We start from the raw sequence: 15,563 nt of genomic DNA on the forward strand, positions 1-15,563 counted from the left end.
TTCGCTCACAGCGATTCCACAGCCGGGGCGGCGGGCGTCAGGCCGTGTGAAGAAGGTGTGCGGGGTGCATGACGGGACGCGATTCCACCTGTCTTACCCGCAGCCACTGCCGTAGGTTCTACCCAGATGAGAGATACACCCCGCCCACAGGGGACTGTGGGCGACTTCAGGCCGGGGCCTCCCCAGCTTCGACCTGGTCGTGCCCTCGCGCACACAACAGGAGCCTCTGGCTCCGAATCTCCTCACCGATCGGACAGTCGCCCGCCCCAAACCCCCCGGGGCGGCCGACGACCCGATCCGGACGGCCGGCTCGGAACTACCCCCCCTGTTCCGGGCCGGCCGACCTCCTTTTTCTGGCTGCTTCTCGCCCTTCCCGCGCTCCTCTTCGCGGTGATCACCTGGCAGGTGGCGGCCGACGGCCCCCTCCTCCGCCTGGACACCCGCCTCAGCCACGCCCTCGTCCACCCGGACCGCGCCTCCGAACTCCTCGCCGACCTCGGCAACATCCAGGTCGCGATCCCGGTCCTCGTCGTCGTTCTCGTCCACGTCGGCCGACGCGGCCGTGCCACAGGTCTCGACCGCTGGTGGCTGCCACCCCTCGCGGCGGCCGTGCTGATGGCCCTGGTCCCGGCGATCGTCGTCCCCCTCAAGGAACTGATCGCCCGCGGCGGCACCCCGGCGGTCCCGCCCGGCACCGGCTACTACCCCTCCGGCCACACGGCCACCGCGATGATCGCGTACGGCGCCTCGGCCCTGGTTCTCCTCCCTCGGCTCCGGACGGTGTACGCCCGGCGCGGGGTCGTGATCATCTGCGCCCTGCTCGTCGCCGGCGTCAGCTTCGGTCTGGTCCGCCGGGGCTACCACTGGCCACTGGACGTCGTGGCCAGTTGGTGCCTCGGTACGGTGCTGCTCGCCTCGCTGCGGCTCTTCCTCGGCCGCTTCCTCGGCCGCTTTCGCGACGGACCTCAGCCGAAGTAGCCGTCGAACGTCTTCTGGAACTCCCAGTTCGAGTACCGGTCCCAGTTGATCGACCACGTCATCAGCCCGCGCAGGGTCGGCCAGGTGCCGTGGGTCGCGTACGAGCCGCAACTCACCTTCTTCGTCAGGCAGTCCAGGGTCTTGGTGACCTCGGCCGGGGCGACATAGCCGTTGCCCGCGTTGACCGACGCCGGCATGCCGATGGCGATCTGGTCCGGGCGCAGGGCCGGGAACAGGTTGTTGGTGTCACCCGCCACCGGGAAGCCCGTGAGCAGCATGTCCGTCATCGCGATGTGGAAATCGGCTCCGCCCATGGTGTGGTACTGGTTGTCGAGGCCCATGATCGGGCCCGAGTTGTAGTCCTGGACGTGCAGCAGGGTGAGGTCGTCGCGCAGGGCGTAGATGACGGGCAGATACGCCCCGCACCTCGGGTCCTGGCCGCCGAACCTGCCGGTGCCGTAGAACTGGTAGCCCATCTGCACGAAGAACGTCTCGGGTGCCATGCTCAGCACGAACTTCGAGCCGTACTTGGCCTTCAGGGTCTTCAGGGCCGCGATGAGGTTGACCACCACGGGAGTTGTGGGGCTCTTGAAGTTCGTGTCGCTCGCGTCCAGCGACAGGGAGTGGCCCTCGAAGTCGATGTCGAGGCCGTCGAGTCCGTAGGTGTCGATGATGTTCGAGACCGAGGAGACGAAGGTGTCCCTGGCCGCCGTCGTGGTCAGTTGGACCTGGCCGTTGGCGCCGCCTATGGAGATCAACACCTTCTTCCCCGCCGCCTGTTTGGCCTTGATGGCCGCCTTGAAGTCGGCGTCGCTCTCGACGTTCGCGCACTCGCTGACCTGGCAGCGGTTGAAGCGGATGTCGCCGGAGGTGGCGGAGGTGGGTTCGCCGAAGGCCAGGTCGATGACGTCCCAGCTGTCGGGTACGTCCGCCAGGCGGGTGTAGCCGGAGCCGTTGGCGAAGCTCGCGTGGAGGTAGCCGACCAGGGCGTGGGTGGGCAGTCCGGTGCTGGGGCCCGAGCCGGTGGACGTCGTCGCGGTGACCGCCGTCGACTTCGCGGACTCACCCGCGTCGTTCACCGCGGTGACCTGGAAGCTGTACCCCGTTGCGGCCGACAGCCCGCCCACGGTGGCCGAAGTGCCGCTCGCCGTCTGGACCTTGACCCCGCCGCGGTAGATCGCGTAGCTCGTGGCGCCGGTGACGGCGGACCAGGAGAGGGCGACGGAGGAGGACGTCACGGAGCCTACGGCGAGGCCCGTCGGAGTGGTCGGCGGCTGGCCTACGTCCACTGCCGGGCCGGTGAGGGAGATGTCGTCGGCGTAGTAGGCGCCGGTGGCGTACCAGCCGTGCGTGTAGATCGTGACCTTGGTGGTGGACGGGCCGGTGCGGAAGCCGGTCGTCAACCGCTGCCAGTCGGGGGCCGATTGGGTCCAGGTGGAGACGTCGGTGGTGCCGGTGCCGCTCGCGCCGAGGTAGACGTAGCTGCCGCGGACGTAACCGGCGAGCGAGTACTGGGAGTTGGGCTGCACGGTCACCGTCTGCGCGCACTGGGCGTAGTCGTTGCCGGCCGGGGTCGCCTGCAACGCCGAACTGCCGCCGTACACAGGCGACTTGACCGTCGTACCGCTGTTCGCGGTGCAGGACCAGCTGTCGAGGCCTGCTTCGAAGCCTCCGTTCTTCGCCAGGTCCGCGTCGGCCGCACGGGCGGCCGACGAGAGCGCGGTGAATCCGGACACGGCCAGGGCCGCGACCGTGAGCATGGTGAGGACGGGTCTGGTGCGGTCCACAAGTGCCTCCGGACATGGGGGAATTGGAGGGGTGGAGCGCGCCCAATTTGGTCCAGACCAATTAGCTTGTCAAGACCTCGGTCAGTTACCCGCCCTCCCCTTCCGTGGCCAGCCCCGCCGCCGCCTCGTGCATGGCGAGTTCGAGAAGTGCGGGGTCGGTGAGGGTGCCGGAGCCGTCCGGCGGTACCAGCCAGCGGACTCCACCGGTGGACCGGCCGGGGTACGGCACGACGATCCAGGTGCCGAGTCCCGCCGTACGGATCCCCGTGCCCAGCCAGCGGCTCGCGGTGCCGGGCGGTACGAGGAAGCCCATCCGTGCGTCACCGAAGTCGACGAGTACCGGGCCCAGTTGATCGATGACCCTGGTGAGCACATCGAGCGTGGGATAGCCGAGCTCACCCGGCAGGATGAGTACGTCCCAGGCCTTGCCGGCGGGCAGCAGCGCGACCCCGAGGGGGTTGCGCTCCCATTCCCAGCGGCAGGCCTCCGGATCCGGAGCTACGGATGCCAGCCACTCGACGGCCGTCTTCGCCCCAGTCATGAGGAGACCTCCCTTTCTCATGTCGACGCTGGTCGCGTCACAGGAGAGAGGGAGGTCTCCGCCAGGCATTACGCGGGTTCCGGCTCCTCGAAGGAGTGAACCGGATCACATGTCACGGAGGGCTGGGCTCAGCTGTCGAAGCCGAGGCCCAGCTTGTCCATCGTCTTCAGCCAGAGGTTGCGCCGGCCGCCGTGCGAATCGGCGTGCGCCAGCGACCACTTGGTGAGCGCGATGCCGGTCCAGGCGAAGGGCTCGGGCGGGAAGGGCAGCGGCTTCTTGCGGACCATCTCCAGTTCCGTGCGCTCGGTCCGCTCCCCCGCGAGCAGGTCCAGCATCACGTCCGCGCCGAAGCGGGTCGCGCCGACGCCGAGCCCGGTGAAGCCCGCCGCGTACGCGACCTTGCCCTGGTGGGCGGTGCCGAAGAACGCCGAGAAGCGCGAGCAGGTGTCGATCGCGCCGCCCCACGCGTGCGAGAAGTTGAGCCCCTCCAGCTGCGGGAAGCAGGTGAAGAAGTGCTCGGCGAGCTTGGCGTAGGTCTCCGGCCGGTCGTCGTACTCGGCGCGGACCCGGCCGCCGTAGGGATAGATGGCGTCGTAACCGCCCCACAGGACGCGGTTGTCGGCGGAGAGCCGGAAGTAGTGGAACTGGTTCGCCGAATCGCCGAGACCCTGGCGGTTCTTCCAGCCGATCGACGCCAACCGGTCGGCGGAGAGCGGCTCGGTCATCAGGGCGTAGTCGTAGACCGGGACGGTGTACGCGCGGACGCGCTTGACCAGGTTCGGGAAGATGTTGGTGCCGAGCGCGACCCGGCGGGCGCGGACCGAGCCGTACGGAGTGCGCACGGCCATGCCGGCGCCGTGCGGCCTGAGGGCGAGGGCGGGGGTGTGTTCGTAGACGCGGACGCCGAGTTGGAGGCAGGCGCGCTTCAACCCCCAGGCCAGTTTGGCCGGGTTGAGCATCGCGACGCCCCGGCTGTCGTAGAGGCCGGCCAGGAAGGTCGGGGAGGCGACCTGTTCGCGGACCGCGTCGGCGTCCAGGAACTCGGTGCCGTCGGCGAGGCCCTGGCTCTCCAACTCGGTGTGCCAGTCGTGGAGTTCCTCGGCCTGGTGCGGTTCGGTGGCGACATCGATCTCGCCGGTGCGCTCGAACTCGCAGTCCAGGGAGTAGCGGGCGACCGCCGCCTCGATCTCGTCGAGGTTGCGGGCGCCCAGCTCCTCCAGTCTGTGGATCTCGTCGGGCCAGCGGGTGAGGCCGTTGGACAGTCCGTGGGTGAGCGAGGCGGCGCAGAATCCGCCGTTGCGGCCCGAGGCGGCCCAGCCCACCTCGCGGCCCTCCACCAGCACCACGTCCCGCCGCGGGTCGCGCTCCTTGGCGAGGAGCGCGGTCCACAGTCCGCTGTACCCGCCGCCGACGACCAGCAGATCGCAGGTCTCACCGCCGGTGAGCGCGGGTTCGGGGTGGGGCTTGCCGGGGTCGTCCAGCCAGAACGGCACCGGCCGTGCTTCGGAAAGAGACTTGGTCCAGTTGTTGCTACGGCTCATGGCGCTCGGGGCCATGATTTCAACTCCCTACAGGGTTCACCGGGTTGGCGCTGTTGCTGCGGTTATGCCTTTACCTTGTTGCGGCGGTTGGTGATCGCCATGGAGACGAGGACCAACAATACGGCGACGAGGAACATGGTCGTACCGATGACATTGATCTGAACGGGTGTGCCGCGCTGTGCCGAACCCCAGACGAACATGGGGAAGGTGACGGTCGAACCCGCGTTGAAATTGGTGATGATGAAGTCGTCGAAGGAGAGCGCGAAGGAGAGCAGCGCGCCTGCCGCGATGCCGGGGGCCGCGATGGGCAGGGTGACGCGCAGGAACGTCTGCACCGGGCCGGCGTAGAGGTCCTGGGCGGCCTGTTCCAGGCGCGGGTCCATCGACATCACGCGGGCCTTGACGGCGGTGACGACGAAGCTGAGGCAGAACATGATGTGGGCGATCAGGATGGTGTAGAAGCCCAGTTGGGCGCCCATGTTGAGGAACAGGGTGAGCAGCGAGGCGGCCATGACGACCTCGGGCATCGCCATCGGCAGGAAGATCAGCGAGTTGATCGCGCCGCGGGCGCGGAAGCGGTAGCGGACCAGCGCGAAGGCGATCATCGTGCCGAGCAGCGTGGCGCCGATCGTCGCCCAGACGGCGATCTGGAGGCTGATGGAGAGCGAGCCGCACATGTCGGCGACACCGCACGGCTTCTCCCAGGCGTCCAGCGAGAACTGCTGCCACTCGTAATTGAAGCGCCCCTTCGGCTTGTTGAAGGAGAACACCGTGACGATGACGTTCGGAAGGAGGAGATATCCGAGGGTCAACAGGCCCGCGATGACGACGAAATGACGCTTGAACCAGCGTACGACGGCCATTTAAACCAGATCCTCCGTCCCGGACTTGCGAATGTAGATGGTCACCATGGCGAGGATGGCGGCCATGAGGATGAAGGAGAGCGCGGCCGCTGTCGGGTAATCCAGAATGCGCAGGAACTGCGTCTGGATGACGTTTCCGATCATGCGGGTGTCGGTGGAGCCGAGGAGTTCGGCGTTGACGTAGTCACCGGCCGCCGGGATGAAGGTCAGCAGGGTGCCGGAGACGACGCCGGGCATCGACAGCGGGAAGGTGACCTTGCGGAAGGTGGTGAACGGCTTGGCGTAGAGGTCGCCGGCCGCCTCGTGCAGCCGTCCGTCGATGCGCTCCAGCGAGGTGTAGAGCGGAAGCACCATGAACGGCAGGAAGTTGTACGTCAGTCCGCACACCACGGCGAGTGGTGTGGCCAGCACGCGGTCGCCCGAGGTCCAGCCGAGCCAGTTGGTGACGTCCAGGACGTGCAGCGTGTTGAGGACGCTGACGACCGGGCCGCTGTCCGCGAGGATCGTCTTCCAGGCGAGGGTGCGGATCAGGAAGCTGGTGAAGAACGGCGCGATCACCAGGATCATGATCAGGTTCCGCCAGCGTCCCGCGCGGAACGCGATGAGGTACGCCAGCGGATACCCCAGCAGCAGACAGAGGATGGTCGCGGCGGCGGCGTAGAGGACCGAGCGCAGGAACTGCGGCCAGTACTCGGACAGCGAGTCCCAGTAGGTGACGAAGTGCCAGGTGACCTTGTAGCCGTCCTCCAGGGAGCCCGTCTGGATCGACGTGGAGCCCTGGTAGATCATCGGCAGCGCGAAGAAGACGATCAGCCAGAGGATGCCGGGCAGCAGCAGCCAGTACGGCGTCCAGCGGCCCCGCTTCTTGCGCGGCGGCTTCTCCTCCGGCGCGGGCGCCAGGGGCGGCGCCTCGGTGACAGCGGCCATCAGGCGGCCTCCTCCTCGATGTCGACGCCGGCGTCGATGTCCTGCGCCGCGTCGAGGCCGAAGGTGTGGGCCGGGTTCCAGTGCAGGACGACGTCGGCACCGGGCCGCAGCCGGAGGTCGCGGTCGATGTTCTGTGCGTAGACCTCGAACTCGGGGCAGACCGGGCTGTCGATGACGTACTGGGTGGAGACGCCGATGAAGCTGGAGTCGGCGATCTTGCCGGTGATGCGGTTGCGGCCGGCCGGGATCTCGCCGGCGTCGTCGGCGTGCGTGAGGGTGATCTTCTCGGGGCGTACGCCGACCAGGACCTTGCCGCCGGTCGTCGTGGGCGCCGAACATCGCGCCTCGGGGAGGACCAGCTTGCCGCCGCCCGCCTTGAGGATGATGTCGTCGCCGCTCTTGGAGTCGACCTCGGCCTCGATGAGGTTGGAGGTGCCGAGGAAGTTGGCGACGAAGGTGGTGTTCGGGTTCTCGTAGAGATCGCTGGGCGAGCCGAGCTGCTCGACGCGGCCCGCGTTCATCACGGCGACCGTGTCGGCCATGGTCATGGCCTCCTCCTGGTCGTGCGTGACGTGGATGAAGGTGATGCCGACCTCGGTCTGGATGCGCTTGAGCTCCAGCTGCATCTGGCGGCGCAGCTTGAGGTCGAGGGCGCCGAGGGGCTCGTCGAGGAGCAGCACCTTGGGGGTGTTGATCAGCGCGCGGGCGACCGCCACCCGCTGCTGCTGGCCGCCGGAGAGCTGATGCGGCTTCTTGCGGGCCTGCTCGCCGAGCTGGACAAGGTCGAGCATGTCGACGACCTGCTGCTTCACCGACTTGATGCCGCGCCGGCGCAGACCGAAAGCGACGTTCTCGAAGATGTCGAGGTGCGGGAAGAGGGCGTACGACTGGAAGACGGTGTTCACCGGCCGCTTGTAGGGCGGGAGGTCGGTGACTTCCTGGTCGCCGAGGTGGACGGTGCCGGAGGAAGGTTCCTCCAGGCCGGCGATCATGCGCAGGGTGGTGGTCTTGCCGCAGCCCGAGGCGCCGAGCAGGGCGAAGAAGGAGCCCTGGGGGACGGTCAGGTCGAGCGGCTGTACGGCGGTGAAGCCGTTGTCGTAGGTCTTGCTGATACCGGAGAGGCGGACATCGCCGCTGTTGTCCTTGGTGTTCATCGTCGTCACGCCCCTGTGAGCTTTGCGAACTTCTGCTGGTAGGCCGTCTCTTCCTTCGAGCTCAGCGAGCGGAAGGCGTGGGACTTGGCCGCCATGGCCTTGTCGGGAAGGATCAGCGGGTTGCTCGCCGCCGACTTGTCGATCTTGGCGAGGTAGGGCTTCACGTCCGCGACCGGGCTGACGTAGTTGACGTAGGCGGCGAGTTCGGCGGCCGGCTCGGGCTCGTAGTAGTAGTCGATGAGCCGCTCGGCGTTCGTCTTGTGGCGCGCCTTGTTGGGGATCAGCATGTTGTCGGTCGACGTCATGTAGCCGACGGCGGGGATGACGTAACCGACGTCCGGGTTGTCCGCCTGGAGTTGCACGATGTCGCCGCCCCAGGCGACGCACGCGGCGAAGTCGCCCTTGCTGAGGTCGGACGTGTAGTCGTTGCCGGTGAAGCGGCGGATCTGGCCCTTGTCGACGGCCTTCTGGAGGCGGGCGATGACCGCGTCGTAGTCGTCGGTGGTGAACTTCGCCGGGTCCTTGCCCATGTCGAGCATGGTCATGCCGACGCTGTCGCGCATCTCGGTGAGGAAGCCGACGCGGCCCTTGAGCTTGGGGTTGTCGAGGAGGTCGGAGATCGACTTCACCTCGACGCCGTCGAGCGCCTTCTTGTTGTAGGCGATGACGGTCGAGATGCCCTGCCACACGTACGAGTAGGCCCGGCCCGGGTCCCAGTCGGGGCTGCGGAACTGGTCCGACAGGTTGGCGTAGGCGTGCGGCAGGTTGGACGCGTCCAGTTTCTGGACGTAGCCCAGGCGGATCATGCGGGCGGCCAGCCAGTCGGTGAGGACGATCAGGTCGCGGCCGGTGGACTGGCCGGCGGCGAGCTGCGGCTGGATCTTGCCGAAGAACTCGTCGTTGTCGTTGATGTCCTCGGTGTACTTGACCTTGATGCCGGTCCGCTTGGTGAACGCTTCCAGCGTCGGACGGTGGTTGCCGCTCTCGTCCGTGTCGATGTACTCGGGCCAGTTGGAGAAGTCGATCTCCTTCTCCGTGGCCGAGTGGTCGTCGGCGGACACACCGCCCTGGGTCTTGCCTGCCGCGGGGATCCCGCAGCCGCTCAGGGCCCCGAGTCCGCCGACCGCGAGCGCGCCGCCCGCGGAGGCGCGCAGCACCGAACGGCGGGTCATGGCGGACCGGCTCTTGCGGAAGCTGCGCCGCGCGGCGGCCACTTCGGCCGGGGTCAGGCGGTCGGGCTCGAACTGCTTCATGCGCGTGCTGCCCTTTCGGGAGGAGACGGCCGCGGCTCGGGCGGCCGTCAGTTCTGCTATCGGTCCCCGAAGATCGTGCGGTGCCAGTCCTTCCTGGCCACTGCGGTGTTGTCGAACATGACGTGCTTGATCTGCGTGTATTCCTCGAACGAGTAGGCGGACATGTCCTTGCCGAAGCCGGACGCCTTGTATCCGCCGTGGGGCATCTCGCTGATGATCGGGATGTGGTCGTTGATCCACACGCACCCGGCCTTGATCTCGCGGGTCGCGCGGTTGGCCCGGTAGACGTCCCGGCTCCACGCGGAGGCCGCGAGGCCGTACGGGGTGTCGTTGGCGAGCGCGATGCCCTCGTCGTCGGTGTCGAAGGGCAGGACCACGAGGACCGGGCCGAACAGCTCGGACTGCACGATCTCGCTGTCCTGGGCGGCGTCCGCGACCAGGGTGGGGCGATAGTACGCGCCGTTCTTGAGATCCCCCTGAGGAGCCTCGCCGCCGGTCACCACGCGCGCGTAGCCACGCGCCCGGTCGACGAACCCGGCGACGCGGTCGCGCTGGACGTGCGAGATCAGCGGCCCGAGGTCGGTGCCCGGGGCGAAGGGATCGCCGACCCGGACGCTCGCCATGAGGGCGGCCGTCTTCTGGACGAACGCGTCGTAGAGGGGCCGCTGCACGTACGCGCGCGTGGCGGCCGTGCAGTCCTGCCCGGTGTTGATGAGCGAACCGGCGACGGCTCCGTTGACGGCGGCTTCGAGATCCGCGTCGTCGAAGACCACGAAGGGTGCCTTGCCGCCCAGCTCCAGGTGGAGGCGCTTGACGGTGGCGGTCGCGATCTCGGCGACGCGCTTGCCGACGGCGGTGGACCCGGTGAAGGAGGTCATGGCCACGTCCGGGTGACCGACGAGATGCTCACCGGCGACCTTCCCCGCGCCGGTGATGATGTTGATGACACCGTCCGGGATGCCCGCCTCCGTGGCGGCCTGCGCGAACATCAGCGAGGTGAGCGGGGTCAGCTCGGCGGGCTTCAGGACGATCGTGTTGCCCGCGGCGATCGCCGGGAGGATCTTCCAGGCGGCCATCTGGAGGGGGTAGTTCCAGGGCGCGATGGAGCCGACGACACCGATGGGTTCCCGGCGTACGTACGACGTGTGGTCGCCGGAGTACTCACCGGCGGACTGCCCCTGCAGATGCCGTGCGGCACCGGCGAAGAAGGACGTGTTGTCGATCGTCCCGGGGACGTCGAACTCGCGGGTCAGCTTGAGGGGCTTGCCGCACTGGAGGGACTCGGCGCGGGCGAAGTCGTCCGCGCGCTCGGCGAGTACGGCGGCGAAACGGTGCAGCGCGTCGGAGCGCTCGCCGGGGGTGGCCCCCGACCAGGCCGGGAACGCGGCGCGCGCGGCGGCCACGGCGGCGTCCACGTCCGCCGTCCCGGCCAGCTCGTACGTGTAGACGTCCTCGCCGGTGGCCGGGTCGACGACGGCATGGGTGTGGCCCGAGGTGCCCTTGGTCAGGCGGCCCGCGATGAACTGCGCGCCGTCCGCGAAGTACTCCTGTGCGGGGAATCGTTCCGGGGTGACGCTGCCCGGGTTGTGCATGTCGCTCTCCTCCGCCTTCGCCCCGCTTCGTCCGCTGGCGGGTGGCGTAGCTCCAGCTCGATTTGAATGCCGATCCTGACAGAGCAAAGGGACTCCAACAAGTGATTCCGTTGTTGCCTTTTGGTTACGCGACGGAATCTGTCGACCAGGTGTCGAGTCCTCGTGGAAAAGGGGGGACGGAGTGTCAGTGGTGCCTGCAAGACTCGCGTGTATGGACAGGATCACGGGGAAGCTCGCGGCGGGGGCCGCGGAAAAGATCGATTCGCGGGAAGCCCTGATCAGGGAAGTGCGCGCGGGGACCAGGGTCAAGTACCTGCACTTCTGGGGCCACCGGCCCCGCCCGGACGGCCGCGTGAGCGCGAGCTGTCTGAGCCAGTGGTGGCCGTCGCCGTTCACCGTGGACGGGGTGACGTACGCGACCGCCGAGCACTGGATGATGGCGGGCAAAGCGCGGCTGTTCGGCGACGAGGACGCGCTTGCGCGGGTGCTGGCCGCGGGGCATCCGTCCCAGGCGAAGAACGCGGGGCGGCTGGTGCGGGGGTTCGACGAGGAGGTCTGGGCGCGGGAGCGGTTCGGGATCGTCGTCGAGGGAAGCGTGCGGAAGTTCTCGGCGGATGCGGAGTCGAGGGCGTTTCTGCTGGGGACGGGGGAGCGGGTGTTGGTGGAGGCGAGTCCTGTGGACCGGGTGTGGGGGATTGGGCTCGCTGCGGATGATGTGGCGGCGGGGGATCCTGAGCGGTGGCGGGGGGCTAATTTGTTGGGGTTTGCGTTGATGGGGGCGCGGGGGCGGCTGGGGGTGGGGTGACGGGGGGTGAGCGGGGCGGGGGGTTTGTGCCGGGGTGGGAGTCGGTGGGCTGGGTGCGGAGTGCGGGTGGGTGGGGACTGGTCGCGCCCGCGCGGCGGAGCCGCAGGTCGACACAGCCCCGCGCCCCTGAGGGGGTCGGGGGGCGTCGGGGTCATGGGGCGGGGGCTCGGGTGCGTTGTGGGGTCGGGGTCGTGGCGGTACGGCGAGCCCGCGGCCGGTGGGGCCCGCTGTTTGTTGACATGGCTCAACGGGTTGGTGCCGGGTACGCGGCGGGCTGCGCCGCACCGTCACGACCCGCTCCCGTTTCGTCGGCGGCTGCCGGCTCGTGGGCCCATCCCGGCCCGTCCGTGATCACGGACGCGTGCACACCCTCGGCGGGGTGCGTGTGGGGCCGACTGCTGTGGGGGCCTGCCAGGGTGGGTCAGACCTGGGGCAGGGCCGGGGCCGTCACGCTGGGGGCGGAGTTGTAGAAGGGGTCGGTGTCCGAGGTGTCGGTGCTGTCGCCGTGGTTGATGGCGAACACGATGGTGACGATCAGCACGGCGACCGTGATGACCCCCAGGACGGTCCCGATGATGCCCGTGATGAAACCCGCCTGGGCCTGACCTCGGTTCGTGGCCTCGCCCCGGTCGGCCCGCTTCTTGCCCTTGACGCCGAGGATGATCGCGGTGATGCCGAGGCCGAGGGAGACGACGCCGTAGAAGCAGAACAGGCAGCAGGACAGGATGCCCAGCACCATCGCGGTGGTGCCCATGTTGTTCTGCGGGGCCATCGGCATACCGGGCCAGCCGTAGCCCTGCGGGTAACCGGGGTAGCCGTAGCCACCCGGCATTCCCGGGCCGCCGGGCGTTCCGGGGCCGGGGCCGTTCGGGGGGCCGGGTTGGGCGTAGCCGCCGGGGGTGGTGGGCTGGCCGTAGCCGGGAGCGCCGTAGGTGGGGAGGCCTGGGGGTGTGCCGGGTGGGCCGTAGCCGGGGGCCGCGCCGGGTGCGGGGGCTGTTGCCGAACCGGGTGGGGTGAAGCCTTCGGCCGGCATGGCGGTCACGGTGGCCTGGTCGTGCACGAACGGTGACTGCGGCGGGGGCTGGTCCTGCGGGTGGGGCTGGTGGGCCGCGGCGGGTGGCTGAGCGCCCTTCTGCAGCGATGGCCCGCTCTCCGGTGCTGCCCACGGGTCGCGGTTCGCTCCCGCGCCCGCTGCTCCCGCACCGGCGTCCGGCTGTGTCTGGTCCCCCACGTTCCGTCCCCGTCCCCGTCGGTCCTTCGTTCAGAGCGACCATGCTAGAGCGTTCCACTGACGGCTCTGCCACACGGGCCGTCGGGGATGACGTCGGGATCGGCGACGCCGGTTCCGGGCGGGGCCGGCCGGCGAGCGGCACGGACGCCATCACCGACCAGCAGCACACGACACCACCACCGAGCCACCCGCACCCACAGCCGCAGTCGCAGTCGTGGTCGTGGTCGCAGTCGCAGTCGTGGTCGTGGTCGCAGTCGTGGTCGCACCAACGGCCGCGCATCCCGGTCCGCCCGCCCCCGCCGCCGCCCCCCGCGCCCCCTGACCCGCCCCACCCCGACCCCCTCAGGGGCGCGGGGCTGTGTCGACCTGCGGCTCCGCCGCGCGGGCGCGACCAGCCCCCACCCACCCGCACCTCGCACCCCGCACCCCGCACCCCGCACCCCGCACACAACCCAAACCACCCACCCCCAACCCGGCACCCTCACCCCGCCCCCACCACCCCCGACCCGCCCTACCCCACCTCACCCCACGCCCCGTCCCCCACCCCGGCCTACGATGATCCCGAGTCAACGATCAGCCGATCACCCGCGTCCCGCACGGCCTCGCCCGGGACGCCGTTCCGGGGAGGAACCTTGTCCGACCAGAGCTCCGACCGCAGCGCCACAACCGCCGCCGGTCAGGCCCGTCAGGCCCGTGACCTGCACGCCTTTATCGCCGGGCTGCCGAAGGCCGAGCTGCATGTCCATCACGTCGGCTCCGCCTCCCCGCGGATCGTCTCGGAGCTGGCCGCCCGGCACTCCGACTCCAAGGTGCCCACCGACCCCGAGGCCCTGGTCGACTACTTCAGCTTCACGGACTTCGCGCACTTCATCGACGTGTACCTGTCCGTGGTCGACCTCATCCGCACGCCGGAGGACGTACGGCTGCTGACCTACGAGGTCGCCCGGGACATGGCCCGGCAGCGGGTGCGGTACGCCGAGTTGACCATCACGCCGTTCTCGTCGACCCGGCGCGGGATCGACGAGCGGGCCTTCATGGACGCGATCGAGGACGCCCGCAAGGCAGCCGAGGCGGAGTTCGGGACCGTGCTGCGGTGGTGCTTCGACATCCCCGGGGAGGCCGGGCTCGAAGCCGCCGAGGAGACCGTGCGGCTCGCGACCGACGATCGCGTACGGCCGGAGGGGCTGGTGTCGTTCGGGCTCGGCGGGCCGGAGATCGGGGTGCCGCGACCGCAGTTCAAGCCGTACTTCGACCGGGCCATCGCCGCCGGCCTGCACTCCGTGCCGCACGCCGGTGAGACCACCGGCCCCGAGACGGTCTGGGACGCCCTGAACGACCTGCGCGCCGAGCGTATCGGCCACGGCACCACCTCCGCCCAGGACCCCAAGCTGCTCGCCCACCTCGCCGAGCACGGCATCGCGCTGGAGGTCTGCCCGACCTCCAACATCGCCACCCGCGCGGTCCGCACGCTCGACGAGCACCCGATCAAGGAGTTCGTCCGCGCCGGGGTCCTGGTCACCATCAACTCCGACGACCCGCCGATGTTCGGCACCGACCTCAACAACGAGTACGCGGTCACCGCCCGCCTCCTCGACCTGGACGAACGCGGTGTCGCCGACCTCGCGAAGAACGCCGTGCGGGCCTCCTTCCTGGACTCGGCGGGCAAGGCCCGGATCAACGACGAGATCGACACCTACACCTCGGCGTGGCTCGCCCCCTGACGGACCGGCGGGCTCTGGCAACCAGCAGAATGGGCCCATGCAGAACGTGACCGCCGTGGGCCATCGCGGCGACCCCTACCGTGTCCGCGAGAACACCATCGACTCGCTGCGTTCCGCGCTCGACCAGGGCGCGGACGCCGTCGAGTTCGACGTACGGCTGACCCGTGACGGCGTCCCCGTGCTGCTGCACGACGAGACGCTGAACCGGCTGTGGGAGCTGGACCGGCCGCTGAAGTCCCTGTCCGTGGACGAGGTGCGCGGGCTCACGGACGGCCGGGTGCCGACGCTGGTCGAGGCACTGGCCGCGACCGAGGGCAGCCGGGTGATGGTCGACCTGCCCGGACCCGCCGACCCGCGGGCCGTGCGCCGAATCGTCGACGAGATCCGCGAGTTCGGGGCGGACGACCGCGTGTACTACTGCGCGGGCGCCGACGCCATGCTCGCCGTCCGCGCCGCCGACCCGTCCGCCGAGATCGCCCTGACCTGGACCTCGCTCGCTCCCCCGCGCCCCGCGGTCCTCGAAGCGGTACGGCCGCGCTGGCTCAACTACCGCTTCACGCTGGTCGATCGGGACCTCACCGCCCGCGTCCACCGCGACGGTTACCTCCTGTCGGTCTGGACCCCGGACACCCGCCGCTCGATGCGCCGCCTCCTCGACATGGGCGTCGACTCGATCACCACCAACCGGGTCGACGTGCTCTGCGGGCTCAGGAAGAAGGGCTGAGGGAAGCGTCCCGCCGCCCCGCCGACTCCCTTGGCGGGGCGATGGATTGAGCGTCCACCCCCTCCCCCACCCACAGCCGGATCAGCAGCACGGCGGTCGCCTCCAGCAACCCCGCACCCTGACTCAACTCCCCCGCCGCGAACGGCTCACAGCCCACATCCCGCACCAACTGCCCTACGACCGCGAGGGATTCGGCGTCGTCCCCGCTCAACGGCACGCCGACCGGGTGGCCGTCGAACACCGGCGGCGTCAGACGCCAGACGTCCTCGTGGCAAAGGTTGAACGCCTTGACGACGTGGGCCTCGGGCCCGACTGCGGCGGCGAGTTGCCCGGCTGCGGAAGGAACGCCCGCGGTGAGGAGCCGGAAGCCGTCGCCGACGGGGTTCGCGCGGTCGATCAACACCCCCCCCGGACAAAGGTAGTTGCCGAGCCACTTCCGCTACACC

At 69.5% G+C, this 15,563-nt stretch carries 14 protein-coding genes; 4 read left to right on the forward strand and 10 right to left on the reverse strand.

The window, feature by feature from the left end; translation table 11 throughout:
- The first annotated feature begins 390 nt into the window (after window positions 1-390).
- On the forward strand, window positions 391-978 hold the full coding sequence (locus tag OG226_RS15520) for a phosphatase PAP2 family protein (RefSeq protein WP_443066889.1): 588 nt from the start codon (window positions 391-393) through the stop codon (window positions 976-978).
- Here the strand turns inward: OG226_RS15520 and OG226_RS15525 are convergent.
- The 8 genes from OG226_RS15525 to OG226_RS15560 form a co-directional block, all read right to left on the reverse strand.
- Window positions 966-2,738 (reverse strand): chitinase, encoded by a 1,773-nt coding sequence (locus tag OG226_RS15525; protein ID WP_329353399.1) that lies wholly within the window; start codon window positions 2,736-2,738, stop codon window positions 966-968. The genes OG226_RS15520 and OG226_RS15525 overlap by 13 nt on opposite strands.
- Window positions 2,739-2,850: 112 nt before the next feature.
- Window positions 2,851-3,306: a hypothetical protein gene (locus OG226_RS15530; protein WP_328678293.1), complete on the reverse strand. Its 456-nt coding sequence runs from the start codon at window positions 3,304-3,306 to the stop codon at window positions 2,851-2,853.
- A gap of 128 nt (window positions 3,307-3,434) precedes the next feature.
- Window positions 3,435-4,862 carry an NAD(P)/FAD-dependent oxidoreductase gene (locus OG226_RS15535; protein WP_329349255.1) on the reverse strand — a complete coding sequence of 476 codons (1,428 nt, stop codon included), beginning with the start codon at window positions 4,860-4,862 and terminating at the stop codon, window positions 3,435-3,437.
- Window positions 4,863-4,909: 47 nt separating this feature from the next.
- Window positions 4,910-5,710 carry an ABC transporter permease gene (locus tag OG226_RS15540; RefSeq protein ID WP_033284912.1) on the reverse strand — a complete coding sequence of 267 codons (801 nt, stop codon included), beginning with the start codon at window positions 5,708-5,710 and terminating at the stop codon, window positions 4,910-4,912.
- A complete protein-coding gene (locus tag OG226_RS15545; protein WP_328678297.1) occupies window positions 5,711-6,637 on the reverse strand; it encodes an ABC transporter permease in 927 nt (308 codons plus the stop codon).
- Window positions 6,637-7,791 carry an ABC transporter ATP-binding protein gene (locus OG226_RS15550; RefSeq protein ID WP_327407046.1) on the reverse strand — a complete coding sequence of 385 codons (1,155 nt, stop codon included), beginning with the start codon at window positions 7,789-7,791 and terminating at the stop codon, window positions 6,637-6,639. The genes OG226_RS15545 and OG226_RS15550 overlap by 1 nt, the downstream gene beginning before the upstream one ends.
- A gap of 5 nt (window positions 7,792-7,796) precedes the next feature.
- Window positions 7,797-9,044 (reverse strand): ABC transporter substrate-binding protein, encoded by a 1,248-nt coding sequence (locus OG226_RS15555; protein WP_328678301.1) that lies wholly within the window; start codon window positions 9,042-9,044, stop codon window positions 7,797-7,799.
- Between the two features lie 56 nt (window positions 9,045-9,100).
- Complete coding sequence (locus OG226_RS15560) at window positions 9,101-10,636, reverse strand: gamma-aminobutyraldehyde dehydrogenase (RefSeq protein ID WP_328678303.1); 1,536 nt, start codon at window positions 10,634-10,636, stop codon at window positions 9,101-9,103.
- A gap of 211 nt (window positions 10,637-10,847) precedes the next feature.
- On the opposite strand from OG226_RS15560, the gene OG226_RS15565 reads away from it, so the two are divergent.
- Window positions 10,848-11,441 carry an NADAR family protein gene (locus OG226_RS15565; protein ID WP_329349256.1) on the forward strand — a complete coding sequence of 198 codons (594 nt, stop codon included), beginning with the start codon at window positions 10,848-10,850 and terminating at the stop codon, window positions 11,439-11,441.
- A gap of 421 nt (window positions 11,442-11,862) precedes the next feature.
- Here OG226_RS15565 and OG226_RS15570 read toward each other — a convergent pair whose 3' ends face one another.
- The gene (locus OG226_RS15570) at window positions 11,863-12,672 is read right to left on the reverse strand and encodes a DUF4190 domain-containing protein (RefSeq protein ID WP_329349257.1); all 810 of its coding nucleotides are present in this window, start codon (window positions 12,670-12,672) and stop codon (window positions 11,863-11,865) included.
- Between the two features lie 632 nt (window positions 12,673-13,304).
- On the opposite strand from OG226_RS15570, the gene OG226_RS15575 reads away from it, so the two are divergent.
- Together OG226_RS15575 and OG226_RS15580 are read left to right on the forward strand one after the other, a co-directional pair.
- Window positions 13,305-14,393, forward strand: a complete 1,089-nt coding sequence (locus OG226_RS15575) for an adenosine deaminase (protein WP_329349258.1) — start codon at window positions 13,305-13,307, stop codon at window positions 14,391-14,393.
- Between the two features lie 37 nt (window positions 14,394-14,430).
- The gene (locus OG226_RS15580; RefSeq protein WP_329349259.1) at window positions 14,431-15,117 is read left to right on the forward strand and encodes a glycerophosphodiester phosphodiesterase; all 687 of its coding nucleotides are present in this window, start codon (window positions 14,431-14,433) and stop codon (window positions 15,115-15,117) included.
- Here the strand turns inward: OG226_RS15580 and OG226_RS15585 are convergent.
- The gene (locus tag OG226_RS15585) at window positions 15,101-15,517 is read right to left on the reverse strand and encodes a hypothetical protein (RefSeq protein ID WP_443066890.1); all 417 of its coding nucleotides are present in this window, start codon (window positions 15,515-15,517) and stop codon (window positions 15,101-15,103) included. The two genes, OG226_RS15580 and OG226_RS15585, sit on opposite strands and share 17 nt — an antisense overlap.
- Between the last annotated feature and the right edge of the window lie 46 nt (window positions 15,518-15,563).

Origin of the sequence: Streptomyces sp. NBC_01261, assembly GCF_036226385.1 — a bacterium.
Classification (GTDB): Bacteria; Actinomycetota; Actinomycetes; order Streptomycetales; family Streptomycetaceae; genus Streptomyces.

What these genes read in the sequence shown, in the direction of transcription:
- OG226_RS15525 (WP_329353399.1), bottom strand. Translation starts at nt 2,738, where the DNA reads ATGCTCACGGTCGCGGCCCTGGCCGTGTCCGGATTCACCGCGCTCTCG.
- OG226_RS15530 (WP_328678293.1), bottom strand. Translation starts at nt 3,306, where the DNA reads ATGACTGGGGCGAAGACGGCCGTCGAGTGGCTGGCATCCGTAGCTCCG.
- OG226_RS15535 (WP_329349255.1), bottom strand. Translation starts at nt 4,862, where the DNA reads ATGGCCCCGAGCGCCATGAGCCGTAGCAACAACTGGACCAAGTCTCTT.
- OG226_RS15540 (WP_033284912.1), bottom strand. Translation starts at nt 5,710, where the DNA reads ATGGCCGTCGTACGCTGGTTCAAGCGTCATTTCGTCGTCATCGCGGGC.
- OG226_RS15545 (WP_328678297.1), bottom strand. Translation starts at nt 6,637, where the DNA reads ATGGCCGCTGTCACCGAGGCGCCGCCCCTGGCGCCCGCGCCGGAGGAG.
- OG226_RS15550 (WP_327407046.1), bottom strand. Translation starts at nt 7,791, where the DNA reads ATGAACACCAAGGACAACAGCGGCGATGTCCGCCTCTCCGGTATCAGC.
- OG226_RS15555 (WP_328678301.1), bottom strand. Translation starts at nt 9,044, where the DNA reads ATGAAGCAGTTCGAGCCCGACCGCCTGACCCCGGCCGAAGTGGCCGCC.
- OG226_RS15560 (WP_328678303.1), bottom strand. Translation starts at nt 10,636, where the DNA reads ATGCACAACCCGGGCAGCGTCACCCCGGAACGATTCCCCGCACAGGAG.
- OG226_RS15565 (WP_329349256.1), top strand. Translation starts at nt 10,848, where the DNA reads ATGGACAGGATCACGGGGAAGCTCGCGGCGGGGGCCGCGGAAAAGATC.
- OG226_RS15580 (WP_329349259.1), top strand. Translation starts at nt 14,431, where the DNA reads ATGCAGAACGTGACCGCCGTGGGCCATCGCGGCGACCCCTACCGTGTC.